21 protein-coding genes are annotated in these 17,513 nt (G+C 40.9%); 10 read left to right on the top strand and 11 right to left on the bottom strand.

The annotated features are described in order from the left end of the window. Both AC1DQW_RS14650 and AC1DQW_RS14645 read left to right on the top strand, forming a co-directional pair. Nucleotides 1-711: 4Fe-4S dicluster domain-containing protein (locus AC1DQW_RS14650; protein ID WP_477454758.1), on the top strand; the 711-nt coding region annotated here is incomplete at its 5' end. A 73-nt stretch (nt 712-784) separates the two neighbouring features. Further along, nucleotides 785-1,588, top strand: a complete 804-nt coding sequence (locus AC1DQW_RS14645; protein ID WP_477454757.1) for a (Fe-S)-binding protein — start codon at nt 785-787, stop codon at nt 1,586-1,588. Here AC1DQW_RS14645 and AC1DQW_RS14640 read toward each other — a convergent pair. Continuing rightward, complete coding sequence (locus AC1DQW_RS14640; protein ID WP_477454756.1) at nt 1,583-2,065, bottom strand: hypothetical protein; 483 nt, start codon at nt 2,063-2,065, stop codon at nt 1,583-1,585. The genes AC1DQW_RS14645 and AC1DQW_RS14640 overlap by 6 nt on opposite strands. Before the next feature lie 45 nt (nt 2,066-2,110). On the opposite strand from AC1DQW_RS14640, the gene AC1DQW_RS14635 reads away from it, so the two are divergent. Beyond that, nucleotides 2,111-2,596: an ABC transporter ATPase gene (locus AC1DQW_RS14635; protein ID WP_477454755.1), complete on the top strand. Its 486-nt coding sequence runs from the start codon at nt 2,111-2,113 to the stop codon at nt 2,594-2,596. 36 nt (nt 2,597-2,632) lie between these two features. Further along, the gene (locus tag AC1DQW_RS14630) at nt 2,633-2,929 is read left to right on the top strand and encodes a YciI family protein (RefSeq protein ID WP_477454754.1); all 297 of its coding nucleotides are present in this window, start codon (nt 2,633-2,635) and stop codon (nt 2,927-2,929) included. Nucleotide 2,930: 1 nt separating this feature from the next. On the opposite strand, the gene AC1DQW_RS14625 is transcribed toward AC1DQW_RS14630, so the two are convergent. Then, nucleotides 2,931-4,016, bottom strand: a complete 1,086-nt coding sequence (locus AC1DQW_RS14625; RefSeq protein ID WP_477454753.1) for an alpha/beta hydrolase — start codon at nt 4,014-4,016, stop codon at nt 2,931-2,933. Between the two features lie 111 nt (nt 4,017-4,127). On the opposite strand from AC1DQW_RS14625, the gene AC1DQW_RS14620 reads away from it, so the two are divergent. After that, nucleotides 4,128-4,739 carry a YdeI/OmpD-associated family protein gene (locus tag AC1DQW_RS14620; protein WP_477454752.1) on the top strand — a complete coding sequence of 204 codons (612 nt, stop codon included), beginning with the start codon at nt 4,128-4,130 and terminating at the stop codon, nt 4,737-4,739. Nucleotides 4,740-4,808: 69 nt separating this feature from the next. Here the strand turns inward: AC1DQW_RS14620 and mtgA are convergent, their stop codons facing one another. The 4 genes from mtgA to rpsF all read right to left on the bottom strand — a co-directional run bounded on the left by mtgA (nt 4,809) and on the right by rpsF (nt 6,777). Next, complete coding sequence (gene mtgA / locus AC1DQW_RS14615; protein ID WP_477454751.1) at nt 4,809-5,573, bottom strand: monofunctional biosynthetic peptidoglycan transglycosylase; 765 nt, start codon at nt 5,571-5,573, stop codon at nt 4,809-4,811. 116 nt (nt 5,574-5,689) lie between these two features. Next, nucleotides 5,690-6,133 carry a 50S ribosomal protein L9 gene (gene rplI / locus AC1DQW_RS14610; protein ID WP_477454750.1) on the bottom strand — a complete coding sequence of 148 codons (444 nt, stop codon included), beginning with the start codon at nt 6,131-6,133 and terminating at the stop codon, nt 5,690-5,692. A gap of 15 nt (nt 6,134-6,148) precedes the next feature. Continuing rightward, entirely contained in the window at nt 6,149-6,412 is a 264-nt protein-coding gene (rpsR, locus tag AC1DQW_RS14605) for a 30S ribosomal protein S18 (RefSeq protein ID WP_067054791.1), read from the bottom strand. Next, the gene (gene rpsF, locus AC1DQW_RS14600; RefSeq protein ID WP_477402540.1) at nt 6,412-6,777 is read right to left on the bottom strand and encodes a 30S ribosomal protein S6; all 366 of its coding nucleotides are present in this window, start codon (nt 6,775-6,777) and stop codon (nt 6,412-6,414) included. Before rpsF ends, rpsR begins: the two co-directional genes overlap by 1 nt. Nucleotides 6,778-7,126: 349 nt before the next feature. Here rpsF and AC1DQW_RS14595 point away from each other — a divergent pair, with 349 nt between their 5' ends. Both AC1DQW_RS14595 and AC1DQW_RS14590 read left to right on the top strand, forming a co-directional pair. Next, nucleotides 7,127-7,366, top strand: a complete 240-nt coding sequence (locus AC1DQW_RS14595; protein ID WP_477454749.1) for a hypothetical protein — start codon at nt 7,127-7,129, stop codon at nt 7,364-7,366. A gap of 73 nt (nt 7,367-7,439) precedes the next feature. Next, on the top strand, nt 7,440-9,260 hold the full coding sequence (locus AC1DQW_RS14590) for a DNA polymerase III subunit gamma/tau (protein WP_477454748.1): 1,821 nt from the start codon (nt 7,440-7,442) through the stop codon (nt 9,258-9,260). Between the two features lie 40 nt (nt 9,261-9,300). Here AC1DQW_RS14590 and AC1DQW_RS14585 read toward each other — a convergent pair whose 3' ends face one another. Both AC1DQW_RS14585 and AC1DQW_RS14580 read right to left on the bottom strand, forming a co-directional pair. Next, nucleotides 9,301-9,753, bottom strand: a complete 453-nt coding sequence (locus AC1DQW_RS14585) for a hypothetical protein (RefSeq protein ID WP_477454747.1) — start codon at nt 9,751-9,753, stop codon at nt 9,301-9,303. A gap of 88 nt (nt 9,754-9,841) precedes the next feature. Continuing rightward, nucleotides 9,842-10,555: a hypothetical protein gene (locus tag AC1DQW_RS14580; protein WP_477454746.1), complete on the bottom strand. Its 714-nt coding sequence runs from the start codon at nt 10,553-10,555 to the stop codon at nt 9,842-9,844. A gap of 208 nt (nt 10,556-10,763) precedes the next feature. Between AC1DQW_RS14580 and AC1DQW_RS14575 the strand changes: the two genes are divergently transcribed. Beyond that, the gene (locus tag AC1DQW_RS14575) at nt 10,764-11,993 is read left to right on the top strand and encodes an NADP-dependent isocitrate dehydrogenase (protein ID WP_477402545.1); all 1,230 of its coding nucleotides are present in this window, start codon (nt 10,764-10,766) and stop codon (nt 11,991-11,993) included. A gap of 143 nt (nt 11,994-12,136) precedes the next feature. On the opposite strand, the gene AC1DQW_RS14570 is transcribed toward AC1DQW_RS14575, so the two are convergent. From AC1DQW_RS14570 to tyrS, 3 genes are all read right to left on the bottom strand, one after another. Continuing rightward, entirely contained in the window at nt 12,137-12,589 is a 453-nt protein-coding gene (locus AC1DQW_RS14570) for an RES family NAD+ phosphorylase (RefSeq protein ID WP_477454745.1), read from the bottom strand. Next, nucleotides 12,589-13,083, bottom strand: coding sequence for a type II RES/Xre toxin-antitoxin system antitoxin (gene parS, locus AC1DQW_RS14565; RefSeq protein ID WP_477454744.1), 495 nt, complete (start codon nt 13,081-13,083; stop codon nt 12,589-12,591). The genes AC1DQW_RS14570 and parS overlap by 1 nt, the downstream gene beginning before the upstream one ends. A gap of 107 nt (nt 13,084-13,190) precedes the next feature. Continuing rightward, nucleotides 13,191-14,474, bottom strand: coding sequence for a tyrosine--tRNA ligase (tyrS, locus tag AC1DQW_RS14560; protein WP_477454743.1), 1,284 nt, complete (start codon nt 14,472-14,474; stop codon nt 13,191-13,193). A gap of 168 nt (nt 14,475-14,642) precedes the next feature. Between tyrS and AC1DQW_RS14555 the strand changes: the two genes are divergently transcribed. Beyond that, nucleotides 14,643-15,314, top strand: coding sequence for an ACP phosphodiesterase (locus AC1DQW_RS14555; protein WP_477454742.1), 672 nt, complete (start codon nt 14,643-14,645; stop codon nt 15,312-15,314). A 202-nt stretch (nt 15,315-15,516) separates the two neighbouring features. Continuing rightward, nucleotides 15,517-17,496 carry a 30S ribosomal protein S1 gene (gene rpsA / locus AC1DQW_RS14550; RefSeq protein WP_477454759.1) on the top strand — a complete coding sequence of 660 codons (1,980 nt, stop codon included), beginning with the start codon at nt 15,517-15,519 and terminating at the stop codon, nt 17,494-17,496. The last annotated feature ends 17 nt before the right edge of the window (nt 17,497-17,513 follow it).

Here is a 17,513-nt window from a genome sequence, read left to right as displayed (position 1 = left end):
GCCCCGCTGTTACCCGGCCATGCAGCCGTATTGGAAATGACCGAGCGCGGATGCTGGTGGTTCCATATCACCGGGATCCTGGCATTTTTAAACTACCTGCCTTATTCCAAACATTTTCATATCCTGCTGGCTTTTCCGAACACTTACTATTCTAACCTGGATGAAAAAGGAAAGTTTACCAATATGGCATCGGTAACCAATGAGGTAAAAGCGATAATGGACCCGGCATTTGTACCCGAGGCTACAACTCCCGGTCGTTTCGGGGCTAAAGAGGTAACCGACCTCAGCTGGAAAAACCTGATGGATGCCTATACCTGCACCGAGTGTGGCAGGTGTACCAGTGTTTGCCCGGCCAATATTACCGGCAAGCTGTTGTCTCCCCGCAAGATCATGATGGATACCCGCGACAGGATCACCGAAGTGGGTAATAACCTGGATAAGCATGGGAAGGACTATGACGATGGCAAAGCCTTGCTTGATAATTATATCAGCCGGGAAGAATTATGGGCCTGTACCACCTGTAATGCCTGCGTAGAGGCCTGTCCGGTAAATATTAACCCATTGGAGATTATTACCGAAATGCGCCGCTATATCGTGATGGAAGAATCGCAGGCACCTGCCAGCCTGAATAACATGTTTGGCAATGTTGAAAACAACGGCGCCCCCTGGAAATATAGCCAGGCCGACAGGTTGAACTGGGCGGAGAAGTAGCAGGCAGCTTTAAGTTTGCAGTTAGTCAAATACCTCCATGGTTTATATGCTATGGTAAAATGATAAATCCGAAATGGAAAACGAAAAATCCGAAATAAAGATACCTACCATGGCCCAAATGGCTGCCGAAGGCCGGGAGCCCGAGATACTGTTCTGGGTGGGCTGTGCGGGTAGTTTTGATGAGCGGGCACAAAAAATAACCCGCGATATCTGTAAGATCCTGCATCATGTGGGTATCAGCTATGCCGTGTTGGGTACCGAGGAAAGCTGCACCGGCGACCCGGCCAAGCGGGCCGGTAACGAATTTTTGTTCCAGATGCAGGCCATGACCAATATCCAGGTATTGGATGGTTACCATATCAAAAAAATTGTGACCGGCTGCCCGCATTGTTTTAATACCATTAAAAACGAATACCCGGGCCTGGGTGGTAATTACGAAGTGATTCACCATAGCCAGCTAATTCAGCAACTGATAGATGAGGGTAAGCTAAAAGCCGAAGGAGGCGAAAGTTTTAAAGGCAAAAAGATCACTTTTCATGATCCCTGCTACCTGGGGCGCGGCAACAATGTTTACGAGGCTCCGCGTGCAGCACTGGAGATCCTGGATACCGGGCTGGTAGAGATGAAACGCTGCAGATCAAACGGCTTATGCTGTGGTGCGGGCGGCGGGCAGATGTTTAAAGAACCGGAACCGGGTAAAAAGGATATCAACATGGAACGGATCCAGGAGGTTATAGCAGTCAAAGCCCAGGTGGTGGCTTCCGCATGCCCGTTTTGTATGACCATGCTTACAGATGGCGTTAAACTCAATGAAAAGGATCAGCAGATACAAGTGCTGGATATTGCCGAGATCACCGTTAGGGCGAATGGGTTATAAGCCTTTCACCTTAAAATAATTTAGCGCATTTTTCAAACTATCTAAACGTGCCGGACTCATATTCTTTACCGGTAGTTCCAGGGTAGTTGCCATGGAATCAATATCACCCTTAGGATTTTCGTAAGTTTGAACTATGATATCGTCGGCTAAGGTGCTCAGTTTAAGGGTTCCTGTTGTGTCGTTTCCCAGGTATTCAACGTTGTTGAGGCGGTGTAAATTGAACGAAAAATACTCTTGACGGTCATGTGGATAAGTTTTCCTCAAACGCAAAAAATAATCGTTGGTAAGGATGAGTTCCCACTTTTTTAGCTGTATATCAGGTGGAGGGTTGTATGACTCCAACAGGCATTTATTGCTCCAGCTTAGCCATTCCAGTTCACCCATGCCCGGTTTAAAACCGTAAATGAAGCCGCTGAAGGCCAATATTGCTATAATTACTACGTTTTTTTTAATTGATGGCAAGATTGATGTTTTCATGACAACAAAATGTAACCCGAAGTTAATAAATTGATATTTTTGTAAATGGAATTTTCTCAACACTCAAGAGTTTGGATCTACCAGGCCGATAAAAAATTGACCGACCAGGAGGTACAGCAAATACGGCAGGAACTGGATAAATTTACCACTGGCTGGACTGCCCACAATAACCAGTTGAAGGCCAAAGGCGAGGTGCGGCATAACCGTTTCCTGATCCTGATTGTTGATGAAAGCCAGGCTGGTGCCAGTGGTTGCTCTATTGATAAGTCGGTTCATTTTATGAAGCAGATAGAACAGCATTTTAACATTAACCTATTTGATAGGTTTAACCTGGCTTATCGCGATGGCGAAGAAATAATATCATTGCCACGGCACGCGTTTGAGGATATGATTAAGCAAGGTAAAATAAATACCGAAACCATTGTTTACAATAACATGGTACAAAACCTAATCGAACTGGAAACCAAATGGGAAGCGCCGTTTAAAAACAGCTGGCACATACAGTTGTTTAGGGATTTGGTTACTCAATAGCGAATGCTTTAAATCGAAATTCTGAAATTACAAAGTATGTTTATCATCGATCTCAACTACATTGTCCCTCTTGAAGAACTTGATGCCCACATGGCTGCTCATGTAAAGTATTTAAAAAAATACTATAAGGAAAATGTATTTATAGCATCAGGTCGTAAAGTACCGCGCACAGGCGGAATTATTTTGGCAATAGCCGGTTCAAAACAAGAAATAGAAAAAATTATCACCGAAGATCCTTTTTATAAACATGAACTGGCCAGGTTTACCATTACCGAGTTTTTAACTTCACAACATCATCCGGAACTAAACGGGCTGCTTGGCTCAAGATTATAACCTATTTGGTTTTATCCAGCCGTGTTGGTTTCTCATTGGGGAAGCTAAATAATATATACATTTTAGCCCCTTCTGTTTTAAAAGTGATATCGGCCTTTTCATCCTCATACATAAAGAACGAATCTTTGGCATAGGGGGCAAATTCTATAGGTAGCTGGTCATTCTGCCTGAAATATAGTTTATTACCGGTTGAGTATAGTTTAAATTTATTTTTGGCATCTCCTGCAATCACATAGTCGCCGGTATATTGTTCAAGCTCCTTTACCATTATCGGGATGGCTTTGTGTTTTTTGCAGTAGGCAAAGGCTATTGCGTTTTGCATCACCTGCGCCAATGCGGCACCATGACCTGCATTTGGAGTTATCGCTGTGGCAATTTCAAAACCTTTACAGTTCTGCTTTTCCATGTAGTTCTTAAATAGTTCAATATTTTGGGCTGTTTCGTGTTCATATGATCCTACACCGGCAAACACTTTACAGTTAAGATCTTTATTATTGGCAAAATATTTTTTTGCCGATGGGACCAGTTCTCTGCCATTATTTCCGGGGGCGCCTATAAACACCATATTAAATAAACCCGGATGTTGAAACAGCACCATAGTTGTGAACATTCCGCCAAAGGAATAGCCGTATAAAGCTTTATTATCGTTTACCCGGTATTTGCTTTGAACAAAAGGGATCACTTCCTGCTCAATAAATGATAAAAATTTTGGTCCGCCTGTTTTTGGGTCAAGGTCGCGGTTTCGTTTGTTTGGCCTGCTGCCGTATCCTATACCTACAATGAGAGCTTCGGTGGTTTCATAGTCCTGCCTTAGCATATTAAAGCAGTTCATGGCAACGGTCATATTCCAGTCGCCATCCGTCATGTACAGCATGGGATATTTTGTTTTTGTTGTGTCATACCCCGGAGGGAAATGTACATATATGGTATAATCTTCGCCAATCACCTTTGAGCTGTAGTCCCATGAAACCATATCCTTATCGGTAAAAGGACTGGGCGAAGTGCTTTTTACCTGGCAGTAGCCGGTTTGAACAAAAAATAACAGGGTGATGATTCCTGCAAATACGTTAAATGATCTTGTGGCCATAGTTTTACAGCATTTTATGCAATGGGATTATCTACTTTAGCTAAGATGCAAAATACCCTTAAAAGGTTACAAACGTCATTGCAGTTTAACAATTTGTTACTAAATTTATTGATGGAACAATACGATAGCAGGGTAGATGCTTTTATTGAAAAGGCTCCCGATTTTGCCAAACCAATCCTGAATTATTTAAGGGCACTTGTACACGAAACATCTCCCTTGTTGACTGAATCAATTAAGTGGGGTTTCCCGTTTTTTGATTACAAAGGCGTGGTATGCCAGATGGCGGCTTTCAAAGAGCATTGCTCATTTGGTTTTTGGAAGGCTTCGTTACTAAATGATCCTAATAACGCATTAAGTATTGGAGATGGTTCTGCCGGAAGTTTTGGCCGTATTACCAAAATAGACGACCTGCCTTCAAAAGAAATTTTACAGGATTTTATACTGCAGGCTATTGCATTGAATGAAATCGGCAAAAAAACACCCGAAGCAATAAAGAGAGCGTCGGCGCCGAAAACAGAATTGGTTGTACCAGAATATTTCACTGAATTTTTAACCGGCTACCCCGAGGCCAAACTAAAATTTGAGCAATCCGGCTATTCGCACAAAAAAGAGTATGTAGAGTGGATTGTTGATGCCAAAAGCGATGCTACCCGCCTAAAGCGTATGGAGACCGCTGCTGAGTGGCTTGCGGAGGGTAAATCAAGGAATTGGAAGTATAAATAGAAACCCCCTAACCCCCTAGGGATAAGAAATTAAGGAGCTTTTATTCCCCCTTTAGGGGGGGTAGGAAGGCTAAAAATCCAATGGTCCCAGCCTCCTCATATTCTTCATGATTAAGTACTGCCTGTGTTTTAAATAACGGGTAGGGTTAGTTGCCGACCACTTAAGCGGACTTGGAAAAATAACAGCTATAGCCGCCGCTTCATGTTTAGTTAGATCGGATGCCGGTTTATGGAAATAGGCCTGTGATGCAGCCTCGATACCGTAAATACCATCGCCCATTTCAATTTCGTTGAGGTAAACTTCCATAATGCGTTTCTTGCTCCAAAAAACCTCTATCAGTATTGTAAAATAAGCTTCAATGCCTTTTCGCAGGAGGGAACGACCTTCCCACAGAAAAACGTTTTTGGCAACCTGTTGCGATATGGTGCTTCCGCCTATCAGTTTTTTACTATGTTGGTTTTTTTCGATAGCTTTTTCTATAGCGTGGAAATCAAAACCGTGATGTTCTAAAAAGGTCTGATCTTCGGCCGCTACTGCAGCGCGCTTCATGTTGTCAGAGATCTCGTCTAAGCTTTTCCATTGCTTATCAATCTTCCAATCCACACCACGGGCTTTTTGTTGAAAACCACGCTCTATCATGAGCCAGGTAAAGGGTGGACGAACAAAGCGAAATAATAGTACCCCAAACAAACTAAGGCCAACAAAAAGGATAAATGCCAGTTTAACCAACCTGAATATGAGTTTAAAAATGCCACCAAACCTGCTTTTTGATTTTGTGGGCCGGTTATTGGGTTTCGAATTTGTTTTCCTGGGGGAGTTGTAATTGCGCTGCACTATTTATAATAAGTTTCTAATAAAATGAAAAAGGTGCTTTGCATAGCAAAACACCTTTTAAAAATCTAAAATTAAACTCAAAATCCGAAATATAAATCCGAATTCCGAAATATAAATTACTCAGCTACTACCGAGAAAGGAATCTGTACCTTAACTTCTTTGTGCAGGTTTACGTTTGCGATGTAATCACCAACAAACTTTGGCTCCTGATCAAAAGTGATACGGCGACGGTCAACCTCAAAGCCTTCTTTTTTCAATGCATCAGCAATTTGGATAGTGTTGATAGCACCGAAGATTTTTCCGCTTTCACCGGCTTTAGCGCCAATGTTAAGTTTAACACCTTCTAAACGGGCAGCAATCGCATCAGCATCCTTGCGGATTTTTTCTTGTTTAAACTGAGCTTGTTTCAAGTTTTCAGCTAAAACCTTACGAGCGCTTACAGTAGCTAATATAGCGTAACCTTTAGGTAAAAGGTAGTTACGGCCATAACCTGGTTTAACGTTTACTACATCGTCTTTATCACCCAGGTTTTTTACATCTTGTTTTAAAATAACTTCCATTTCTTAAATCTCCTATTATTTTAATGAATCTGTAACGTAAGGTAATAAACCAATGTGGCGGGCACGTTTAACAGCCTGGGCCACTTTACGCTGAAATTTTAATGAAGTACCAGTTAACCTGCGTGGTAATACTTTACCCTGATCGTTAATAAACTTTAATAAAAAGTTAGCGTCTTTGTAATCGATATACTTAATACCATTCTTTTTAAAACGGCAGTATTTTTTACGGTTATCCTCCACTTTTGGAGCGGTAACGTATTTAATTTGATCGTTTGCCATTAGTTTGAAGCCTCCTCTGTTGCTTTAGGTTTCTTGTTAAAGGCACCGCTGCGTTTTTTGTCATTGTAAGCAATGGCATGTTTATCCAAAGCTATGGTCAGGAAACGCAAAACACGCTCATCGCGCCTTAATTCAATCTCCAATTTGTTAATTAATTCACCCGGAGCCTTAAATTCAGTTAAGTGATAGTACCCTGTAGTCTTTTTTTGAATAGGGTACGCTAATTTTCTCAAACCCCAATTATCCTCCTGGACAATTTCGGCTCCGCCATCAGTTAAGATTTTGCTAAATTTGGCAATGCCTTCTTTAGCTGTTTCTTCTGATAACAACGGGGTTAGAACGATCACGATTTCGTACTGTTGCATTATTATACTTTGATTTTTAATTAATTACCCGCTATTACGGGGCTGCAAATGTAAGAAGATTATTTTTAGTTATCAAGTATTTTTAACTTGAAAATCAATTTGTTTGCGTATATAAAATCTCAAAAGATATACTGTTGGCAAAAAATCTCATGAAATTTTTTTTGCTGTTTTTAATTATTGTTTTAATGGCTGCCTGTGGTACTGTAAATACACAAAAAGGAATTGCACTTTTTCAGCATAAGCTGTTTGATTCTTTATGATTATATAGCGTAAAAGAAGTTTTGGCTGCGGATCTTTTATGAAAAATCAAAACATATCAGTTAGTTGCCTGTAAATACTAAAAGACCCAATGATGCAGTTAATCACTTTTCAAAATACTGATATAGCGGAATTGAAGTTTACAACCACGGCCCTTTTATCTCCCCGCGGTGATGATGCTATTGAAGGCGACTGGGACGATGAGGACGACGAAGATTTTGACGATCAGCTGGATGCCGAGGACGATCTGCATGAGGTACTGGTAGTAGATGACGGTGATGGACCCGACCCCGAGGATGATGATCACCTGCCCGATGATGACCTGCAATAGAAGTGCATCAATATCTTAACATTCGTTTCATTGCTACTTTAACTTAAAGCATTTTCTTGTTAACTTAGCGGCTGTGGATAATTTCATTGTTTCGGCCCGTAAGTATCGCCCGGCTACTTTTGAAACCGTTGTTGGTCAGCAACATATAACCAATACGCTCAAAAATGCCATTAAAAATAACCAGCTGGCGCAGGCATTTTTGTTCTGTGGTCCGCGTGGTGTGGGTAAAACTACCTGTGCGCGTATATTGGCCAAAACTATTAACTGTACTAATTTACAGCCAAATGGCGAAGCCTGCGGCGAGTGCCCATCATGCAAAGCCTTTGAAAATGGCAACTCCTTTAACGTACATGAGCTTGATGCTGCATCCAACAACTCGGTTGATGATATTCGTAGCCTTATTGAACAGGTGCGTATACCGCCGCAAGCTGCGCGTTACAAAGTTTATATTATTGATGAGGTGCATATGCTATCGCAGGCGGCTTTTAATGCCTTTCTGAAAACGCTGGAAGAGCCGCCTCATTATGCCATATTTATATTGGCCACTACCGAGAAACATAAAATACTGCCTACCATACTATCGCGCTGCCAGATATTTGATTTTAACCGTATCAGGGTTGATGATATGGCCGGGCACCTGGCATCAATTGCCGGGAAAGAGAACATTGGCTATGAAACCGACGGGCTACATATTATAGCCCAAAAGGCAGATGGTGGTTTACGGGATGCGCTATCGATGTTTGATCAGATCGTTAGTTTCTCGGGCGGTAAGGTAACCTACCGTTCTGTTATTGATAACCTGAACATACTTGACTACGATTATTATTTTAGTATAACCGAAAGCCTGCTTAAAGAGGATACAGCAAAAGTGCTGTTGTTTTTTGATGAGATCCTGTCGCGGGGTTTTGATGGGGCGCATTTTATTGCCGGCCTAAGCGAGCATTTTCGTAACCTGCTGGTAAGTAAGGATCAATCTACGTTGAAATTGTTAGAGGTAAGTGAAGGGATCAAGAATAAATACCTGCAGCAATCACAGGCAGGTTCGGTATCATTCCTGCTCTCGGCCATGAATATTGCCAACCAATGCGATGTGAGTTATAAGCTGAGTAAAAATCAGCGCCTGCAGGTTGAGTTGGCTTTGCTCAAGATGTGCCATTTGCCATCGGCCTTTAATATGGCTACCACACCGCTAACCGCAACGCCCGCTACTGAAGGGCCATTAAAAAAAAAACCTGATACCTCAGTAATAGCAACGCCGCAGGAGAGCAAAACCATCAATGAAACAGGTGTATTAAGCGATTTGCCACCTGTTTATAATAAAACCACGCAGGTTCCGGGTAATCCGCCGGCACCGGTAAATGTATCAACACCGGTAAAAGAAGCTGCTCCTGCTACCACCGAAAAGCCCAAAATATTTATCCCCAGTCCCAGCTTAGGTTCTTTCTCTATACCATCGTTAACGGATGCCGGCAAAACTGAAGAGGAGATACTTGAAGAAGAAGACCCTTATTTAAAAGGCGACGCCCGTGAGGAGTTTACTATGGACAGTTTTTTAGAACATTGGAGTGATTTTGCTGCTAAAGTAAAGGCCGATGGTAAAAAGAACCTTGTTACCATTTTTACCTCCAATGCCCCCCGAATGATAAAACCGTATGAGTTTGAAGTTTTAGTGGGCAATAAAGTACAGGAAAACCTATTTAAGGAAGAACGGGCAGAGATGCACAACTTTTTACGGAGCAGGTTAAACAACTTTACTATCGAGGTAAATGCCCGGGTTGACGAACAGGAAGTTGTGCGGAAGCCTTATACAACAAGCGAGAAGTTTCAGCACATGGCATCCCGTAATCCGCAATTGATGGAGTTGCGTAACCGCTTTAATCTTGATTTTGATTGATGGACTGAGTAGTAAATTTTAATTCTTAAAACCGACCACTCTATTTTAAAAATTCATCATTCTTTGGGTAACCTTCTTCGTCAAGGTCATCTCTGTCATCTTCGGGGGTATGGGCCAGTGCGGCGTCTACGGGGTCAACCTCGGTGATATCGCCATTATCAATGTGCATGGCCAGGTCATCTACATCTGTTTCAATTGATCTTTTTCCCGAATATTCACCATCAGCCGTATCATAGGGATTAGCCTCATCATAGGTAGAGTTCATATCCTCACCGTTTTTTACCGATGTTTTGTAAGGATCGGGATGATCATAATCCGGGTCATCGCTTTTTACATCGTATTCAAAGCTGTCTTCTTCGGCGTTATAATTCAGATCTTCTTTATCAGTGGTTTCTCCAAGTTCATCTCTCAACGTCCTGTCCCTGTCATTGATATTATCAGTTGATGCGTCATCGTCGTCATCATAACCGTCAATAATATTTTGGTTGTTCATGGGTTTGGTATTTTATATTAAATGTACAGAAAAAACCTTGCCAAAAAATCAATTAAATGCAACTAAAAATAAAATCAACGGGGGATAATTAATAATGGATCTGTTTACGGTACGATGTTACCCCGCCAACGGCAAATTTTACACCTATTGTAAATTGCGCATAAGCATCGTGAGTAGTTGAGCCTGTGGCGTAACCGTCAAGATTATCGCTCAATACCAAATTATATTGATAGCCGATATCAATTTTAACACTTGGCTGGCTATAATTATTAAAAAGCTTAAACTCATAACCTAAACGCAAAGGTATAAAAGGTACCTGGGCATTATTATCGCCGGGTAAAGTATATCCTTCCGCAACACGGATATCATTGCTTTTAGCAACTATGTGATTTACCATATAACCAATGCCAACCGATGTATACCAGTTTTTCATCACGTTCATAAACGGGCTTGTTGAGTAATCTATAAATTCGCCCGCTTGCAACTGTGCCCTGAATAAAAAAGCCGCAAAATGGTTTTCAAACTGCCGGCCCGATGTGGTTTTAAGTGAATCGCCACCTTCTAAACGGCCAACCTGGAACTCAAATACATAGTTAACAAATGGTGACTGGTTGTAATTAAAGTTAAAGTGAACGGCAGGCGTTACTTTGTAGGTTTGTACATCTGAATTGGCAGCTATGTTAGCACTTCCAGCTACACCAAGATCATACTGGGCGTAATCATATCCAATTTGAGCTTTCGCCAAAAACGAGGTTGTACATAAGGTTAGTATAATGATGGTTTTTGATATTAGTTTTATCATAATGTAACAACCGAGCTTTGGTTTGCAGTCGGTTTGAGTTATTAACGTTTAATTTTATAAAAATAGCATCAAAGTTTATAAAAACAATAAACTATGCTAATAAATCGTCACTATAACGCAATCAATCATTTTCATGTACTATTTAATTAAATTGATAAACTCAAATTAATATATTTGAAGCCATTTAAATAAAACAACAACATCTGATATGTCAAAAATTAAAGTAGAAAATCCGGTAGTTGAGCTGGATGGCGACGAAATGACCAGAATAATCTGGAAATTTATCAAAGACAAATTAATTACCCCTTACCTTGATCTGGATATAAAATACTATGACCTTGGTATTGAGTATCGCGATGAAACCAACGATCAGGTTACAGTTGATGCCGCAAATGCTATTTTAAAATATGGTGTAGGTATAAAATGTGCCACCATTACACCCGATGAGCAGCGTGTTGAAGAGTTTGGCCTGAAACAAATGTGGCGTTCGCCAAACGGAACTATCCGTAATATCCTGGATGGTACTGTTTTTCGCGAGCCTATTGTTATGGCAAACGTTCCGCGTTTGGTACCAAACTGGACAGCTCCTATATGTATTGGCCGTCATGCTTTTGGCGATCAGTACCGCGCTACCGATTTTGTAACCAAAGGCAAAGGTAAATTAACCATTACTTTCACCCCCGAAGATGGCGCTGCAGAGCAATCATTTGAAGTGTATAATTTTAAGGGCGATGGTGTAGCCCTGGCGATGTACAATACCGATGAATCAATAAAAGGCTTTGCACACGCATGCTTTAACCAGGCATTGATGAAAGGCTGGCCTTTATACTTATCAACCAAAAATACCATCCTTAAAAAATATGATGGTCGCTTTAAAGATATTTTTGAAGCTATTTACCAGGAAGATTATAAACAAAAGTTTGCTGATGCCGGCATTACCTATGAGCACCGTTTAATTGATGACATGGTTGCGTCGGCTTTAAAATGGAATGGCAACTTTGTATGGGCCTGTAAAAACTACGATGGTGATGTACAATCAGACACCGTAGCGCAAGGCTTTGGTTCATTAGGATTAATGACCTCAACCCTGGTTACGCCAGATGGTACTGTAATGGAAGCCGAAGCTGCGCATGGTACCGTTACACGCCACTACCGTGAACACCAGGCTGGCAAACCAACCTCAACTAACCCAATCGCATCAATTTTTGCATGGACAAGAGGTTTGGAGTTTCGTGGTATATTGGATAAAAACCAGGAACTTATTGACTTTTGCAAAGCTTTGGAAGAAGTTTGTATTGAAACTGTTGAAAGCGGTAAAATGACCAAAGATTTGGCCATTACCATTAAACCAAAAGTACAGCATGGTACCGATTATTTATATACCGAGGAGTTTTTAGCTGCAATTGATGAAAATTTGAAAGCAAAACTGGGTAAATAGTCATATTATAACCAAAACAAAAGAAGCTGTCTCAAAAAGGGGCAGCTTTTTTGTTTTACGGTACATTTTTTAATTGAAAGGTAGGGCAGGAGGAGGAGAAAATGTGACCTGGGTTATTAAAAACAGGAAAGGCTTAACAACTCTCAAAGGAGTCTTTCATCAAAACTAAAAGGGGCTTTTGTTAAAAGCTTTACTGATTTGGCTTCAGGATGCAGGGGGTTAAGCAGGTAGTTATACTCGGCTGGTACAACAGATGATGGTACCTTCATTAATAAATGTTGCTGTTTCTTTAAAAAGTCATCGCCAATTTCACGTAAAATTATCGGCGGGGATACATCCCGCCAGTTTGCAGGTAATAAAGCTGTGTCAAGCGTGGTAATGCTATCGGCTGGCAATTTAATTTCGGTAAGGCAAAAATCATAGGGAACAATCATTGGTGTTAAATGCACCAGTACCTCAAGTACGGCCAATGCCCTCGACGAAGCCAGGTAAAGCATAGGTTTACCTTCGCTGTTCCATCTGCCGCCGTATAAGCGTGCGCCATTACCGCTCAGGTCATCGGCGTATTTACAATTAACAATACGGTATAGTATCATCAGGCAAAAATGCCGTGTTCTATGCGGCCGAGTTCTTTAAAAACCATATCAAAGCCGGCAGAGGTATCCAGGATAGTAACAGGCGCCTCGCCCTTAAAAATTAGTGAGGGGGTTTTTATCCAGATCTTAAATTTATCCATGGAGCCAAAAACTTCTTCACCACGGGTGTATAAACGGGCAAGCTCTACGGCTTTCTCGGCGTACTCGGTTTTAATAATGACATCATCCTCGTAACGCTGTAACGTGCGCTCGCTGATATGCAAAATATTGGCAAGTTCCTGGATATTTAAGGAGATTTTTTTGGCCAGGGCAAGCAAAACACTTTTTGGAAAACCCTTGCGGGCCAGGTTAATGATATCAAAATCGGTAGTGAGTTTTAATGATTTTGTGCCCCCCAATAAATTATAAAATGAAGGCATTGTACCCTGGACGCCATAAGCTACCATTGGCTCCTTAAGCTCATTTTTGGTTTCTGGCTTTATTTTGTACGACATATATACAAATATAATTACCATTTGTCTGATTTTAAAATTTATTCAAACAAAAATAGCGATGGGTTCAAATCCATCGCTATTTAATTGCCTTTTATGTGATCAGACATTTATTCTGCCACAATCAAAAAGTAATTCTTTTTGCCTTTTTGTATAACAAGAAACTTTCCGTTAATCAATGAATCTGCATTGTAAATGTCATCGGCTGTAACAACCTTCACCTTATTAATGGCAGTTCCGCCACCTGCTATCATTTTTTTTGCTTCGCCCTTTGACGGGAAAACCGCTGTTTTTGCAGCCAGTAGATCGGTAACGTTTATACCTTCCTGTAATTCGGCTAAAACGATAGTGTAGTTAGGTACACCGGCAAACAAAGCCAGCACCTCTGCTTCGTTGAGCTCATTTAAAAACTCGATGCCTACATTTCCAAACAAAAACTCCGACGATTTGATAGCTTTTTCAAATTCCGCTTCGCCATGTACACGGATAGTGATATCCTTAGCTAATGCTTTCTGCAGTACGCGGGTATGTGGTGCGACGTCTTGTTCGGTCTCAAGAGCTTTTATTACTCCCTCATCAAACAGGGTAAATATGCGGATGTAGGTTTTCGCATCATCATCGCTTGTATTTAGCCAAAACTGGTAAAACTTGTACGGCGATGTTTTTTCGGGATCGAGCCAGATGTTACCTCCTTCGCTTTTACCAAACTTGGTACCATCAGATTTTTTGATCAATTGGGTGGTTATAGCATAAGCCTCACCCGCATCTTTTCTGCGAATCAGCTCGGTGCCGGTAACAATATTTCCCCATTGGTCGCTTCCGCCCATTTGAAGCAGGCAATTTTTATTTTTCCAGAGATAGTAAAAATCATAGCCCTGTACCAACTGGTAACTAAACTCAGTGAACGACATCCCGGTATCGCCGCCGATACGGTTCTTAACCGAATCCTTGGCCATCATATAATTAACAGTAATGTGTTTACCTACATCGCGGATAAAGTTCAGGAACGAAAAATCTTTAAACCAATCGTAATTATTCACCATTTCGGCGCTGTTGGCGCCACAATCAAAATTCAAAAATTTCTCCAGTTGCTTTTTAATACCATTTAAATTATGTTCTAAAGCATCTTCAGAAAGTAAATTACGTTCCTGCGATTTACCCGATGGATCGCCTACCATACCTGTGGCGCCGCCAACCAGCGCAAAAGGTTTGTGACCTGCCCGCTGAAAGTGGATCATGGTCATGATCTGCGCCAGGCTGCCAACGTGTAACGAATCTGCAGTTGGGTCGAAACCTATATAACCGGCAACCATACCTTTATTTAACAGGTCTTCGGTTCCGGGCATAATATCATGCAGCATGCCCCGCCAGCGTAATTCTTCAACAAAGTTCATATTAAGTGCTGTTTCAAAAGCTGCAAAGATATAAAGCTAAAGCAGATTATTCTAAAATGATACATTCAGAATAATTCATAAACGGTTAACTGCAGGTAAAATCTATTTCAAATAATTACTTAATCTTTGTATATTGAGCAAAACAGGGTATTTTGCATCACAGCGCTTATGAATTTTTTATCGCATTATTATTTCGACAAGGATACCCGTAATTGTTACCATGTATTGGGAACCGTACTGCCCGACCTGCTTAAAAATGCCGATAAGCACATTGTTCTTCACCCCGAAAAGCTTCATCACGCGGATAATGATGTTAATTCAATTATAACCGGCTGGAACAAGCACCTGGCGGTTGACCGTTATTTTCACTCGTCCGATTTTTTTTTAACCCACTCGCACGAGTTAAAAAAACAATTGCTGCCCGCTATTGAGGGCTCCCCTGTAAAACCTTTCTTTTTGGGGCATATAGCGCTGGAGCTTATTATTGATAACCTGCTGCTTACCACCGGTAAAATTAAGGTTGATGATTTTTACGCGCATTTATCAGGTTGTAAAATCGGGATTATTGATGAGTTTTTAACCTTTTCGGGCCTGGATGACAGTAGTGCATTCTTCAAATTTTACGGGGAGTTTAAAAAAAGCCAATACCTGCATACCTATGCCGAAACCCACCAGATAGCCTATGCCCTTAAACGCATCTGCATGCGCATATGGCAAAATCCTTTTACAACCCGGCAGGAAGCCGCTATGAATGAGGTGCTGAATAATTACCGTAATTACCTGCTGGAGGATTTTATGTCGATTTTTGCCGAGATAGAGGTGAAATTAGCAACTACTTAATACGATTGCCCCAGCGCATCATACGCATAAAATCAGTCTTTTGCCTTTATTCCCTGCTCCCAAATGCCTCAATTCTTGTCTATTCAGCTCAAAAAGCCTTAAATATCAGTAATTAACATTAAAATATTCTTTTTTAAATAAAATTATGTCTGTACCTTTGCAGTCCCAATTAACAAATTGGGAAAAGGAGAAAAATTATTTAATGGCAAAAAAACAAGAAGCAGAAAAAGAATTAAAAGCGAAAGAAGCTGAACTGGGTACAGTTACCGCATCTGGCGAAAAGGAAACAATTGAATCAGAGGCTGATTCAATCTCTATCGAAGAGATCAAGTCAAAAATTGCAGTTACACCAAGCGAAGATTTCGACTGGGATGCAGATGACAAAAAATTTGGTAACTACAGCGATAGCGACCGTGAAAAATTTGAGAAAATGTATGATGGAACTTTCAGCTCTATCACCAAAGGCGAAATTATCACCGGTACTGTTGTTAACGTTAACAACAAAGATGTAGTTCTGAACGTAGGATTTAAATCAGATGGTTTAGTTTCAGTTTCAGAATTCCGTGATACACCTGATCTTAAGATCGGTGACACAGTTGATGTATTTGTAGAATCACAGGAAGATGCTAACGGTCAGTTAGTACTTTCACGTAAACGTGCAAAAACTCAAAAATCATGGGAGCGCATTAATTCAGCCCTTGATAATGATGAAATCATAACTGGTTTTGTGAAGAGCAGAACTAAAGGTGGTTTAATTGTTGACATTATGGGCGTTGAAGCCTTCTTACCTGGCTCACAGATCGATATTAAACCTATTAGGGATTACGATGTGTACGTAGGTAAAACAATGGAATTCAAGGTTGTTAAGATCAACCACGAATTCAAAAACGTTGTAGTATCGCACAAAGTGCTGATCGAAGACGATTTAGAAAACCAAAAAACAGAAATTGTTGCCCGTCTGGAAAAAGGACAGGTATTGGAAGGTACTGTTAAAAACATTACAGACTTTGGTGTATTTATTGACCTTGGTGGTGTTGATGGTTTATTACACATTACTGATATTTCATGGGGCCGTATTGAGCATCCACGCGAAATTTTATCATTGGATCAAAAGATCAACGTTGTTGTTCTTGATTTTGATGACGAGAAAAAACGTATTGCTTTGGGCTTAAAACAATTAACTCCGCATCCTTGGCAGAGCCTTGACGAAACTATCGTTATAGGATCTAAAGTTAAAGGACGTATTGTTACTGTTGCTGATTACGGTGCATTCCTTGAAATCATCCCTGGTGTTGAAGGTTTAATCCACGTATCAGAAATGTCATGGTCGCAAAACTTACGCAACCCTCAGGAATTCCTGAAAGTTGGTGATGAGATTGAAGCACAAGTGTTAACACTTGACCGCGACGAGCGCAAAATGTCATTAGGTGTTAAACAATTAACCCCTGATCCATGGCAAAATGCTGGCGAGAAATACGCTATTGGCACTACCCACGTTGCTACAGTTAAAAACATGACCAACTTTGGTGTGTTTGTTGAACTGGAAGACGGCATCGACGGCTTAATCCACATCTCTGACTTATCATGGTCTAAAAAAGTAAATCACCCTAATGAATTCACTAAAGTTGGTGAAAAATTAAACGTGGTTGTTTTAGAACTTGACATAGATAACCGTAAATTAAGCTTAGGCCACAAACAGCTTGAAGAAAACCCTTGGGATACTTTTGAAACCATCTTCACTATTGATTCAATACATGAAGGTACCGTGTTAAAAGTGACTGACAAAGGTGCTATCGTAGCTTTACCTTACGGTGTTGAAGGCTTTGCGCCAACCAAACACCTGGTTAAAGAAGACGGCAAAAGCGTTAAAGCCGAAGAAGCTGCTGAATTCAAGATCATTGAATTTAACAAAGAAAACAAACGTATAGTTATTTCACACTCACGTATCTGGGAAGAAGCCCGTGCTGATGCCCGCGTACAGGAATTTGAAAACCGCAAAAAAGAAGCAAAATCTGCAAGCAACGCGGTTAAAAAAGTGAAAGAATCAGTTGAGAAATCAACCTTAGGTGACCTTAGCGTGTTAGCTCAGTTAAAAGAGCAAATGGAAGGTGCTGAAAACAAAGCCCGCAAAGCTGCGCCAGCCCCTGCTACAAAAGCAGTTGAACCTGAAGAAGAAGCATAAGCTTTAACTGAAGCATA

It is taken from the genome of Mucilaginibacter sp. P5_A4, from assembly GCF_056400605.1.
This window is presented reverse-complemented; position numbering and strand designations above follow the sequence as displayed.

Bases quoted from the DNA above. Each gene is read 5' to 3' on its own strand.
- AC1DQW_RS14645 (WP_477454757.1), top strand. From the start codon at position 785: ATGGAAAACGAAAAATCCGAAATAAAGATACCTACCATGGCCCAAATG.
- AC1DQW_RS14640 (WP_477454756.1), bottom strand. From the start codon at position 2,065: ATGAAAACATCAATCTTGCCATCAATTAAAAAAAACGTAGTAATTATA.
- AC1DQW_RS14635 (WP_477454755.1), top strand. From the start codon at position 2,111: ATGGAATTTTCTCAACACTCAAGAGTTTGGATCTACCAGGCCGATAAA.
- AC1DQW_RS14630 (WP_477454754.1), top strand. From the start codon at position 2,633: ATGTTTATCATCGATCTCAACTACATTGTCCCTCTTGAAGAACTTGAT.
- AC1DQW_RS14625 (WP_477454753.1), bottom strand. From the start codon at position 4,016: ATGGCCACAAGATCATTTAACGTATTTGCAGGAATCATCACCCTGTTA.
- AC1DQW_RS14620 (WP_477454752.1), top strand. From the start codon at position 4,128: ATGGAACAATACGATAGCAGGGTAGATGCTTTTATTGAAAAGGCTCCC.
- rplI (WP_477454750.1), bottom strand. From the start codon at position 6,133: ATGGAAGTTATTTTAAAACAAGATGTAAAAAACCTGGGTGATAAAGAC.
- rpsR (WP_067054791.1), bottom strand. From the start codon at position 6,412: ATGGCAAACGATCAAATTAAATACGTTACCGCTCCAAAAGTGGAGGAT.
- rpsF (WP_477402540.1), bottom strand. From the start codon at position 6,777: ATGCAACAGTACGAAATCGTGATCGTTCTAACCCCGTTGTTATCAGAA.
- AC1DQW_RS14595 (WP_477454749.1), top strand. From the start codon at position 7,127: ATGATGCAGTTAATCACTTTTCAAAATACTGATATAGCGGAATTGAAG.
- AC1DQW_RS14585 (WP_477454747.1), bottom strand. From the start codon at position 9,753: ATGAACAACCAAAATATTATTGACGGTTATGATGACGACGATGACGCA.
- AC1DQW_RS14580 (WP_477454746.1), bottom strand. From the start codon at position 10,555: ATGATAAAACTAATATCAAAAACCATCATTATACTAACCTTATGTACA.
- AC1DQW_RS14575 (WP_477402545.1), top strand. From the start codon at position 10,764: ATGTCAAAAATTAAAGTAGAAAATCCGGTAGTTGAGCTGGATGGCGAC.
- AC1DQW_RS14570 (WP_477454745.1), bottom strand. From the start codon at position 12,589: ATGATACTATACCGTATTGTTAATTGTAAATACGCCGATGACCTGAGC.
- parS (WP_477454744.1), bottom strand. From the start codon at position 13,083: ATGTCGTACAAAATAAAGCCAGAAACCAAAAATGAGCTTAAGGAGCCA.
- tyrS (WP_477454743.1), bottom strand. From the start codon at position 14,474: ATGAACTTTGTTGAAGAATTACGCTGGCGGGGCATGCTGCATGATATT.
- AC1DQW_RS14555 (WP_477454742.1), top strand. From the start codon at position 14,643: ATGAATTTTTTATCGCATTATTATTTCGACAAGGATACCCGTAATTGT.
- rpsA (WP_477454759.1), top strand. From the start codon at position 15,517: ATGGCAAAAAAACAAGAAGCAGAAAAAGAATTAAAAGCGAAAGAAGCT.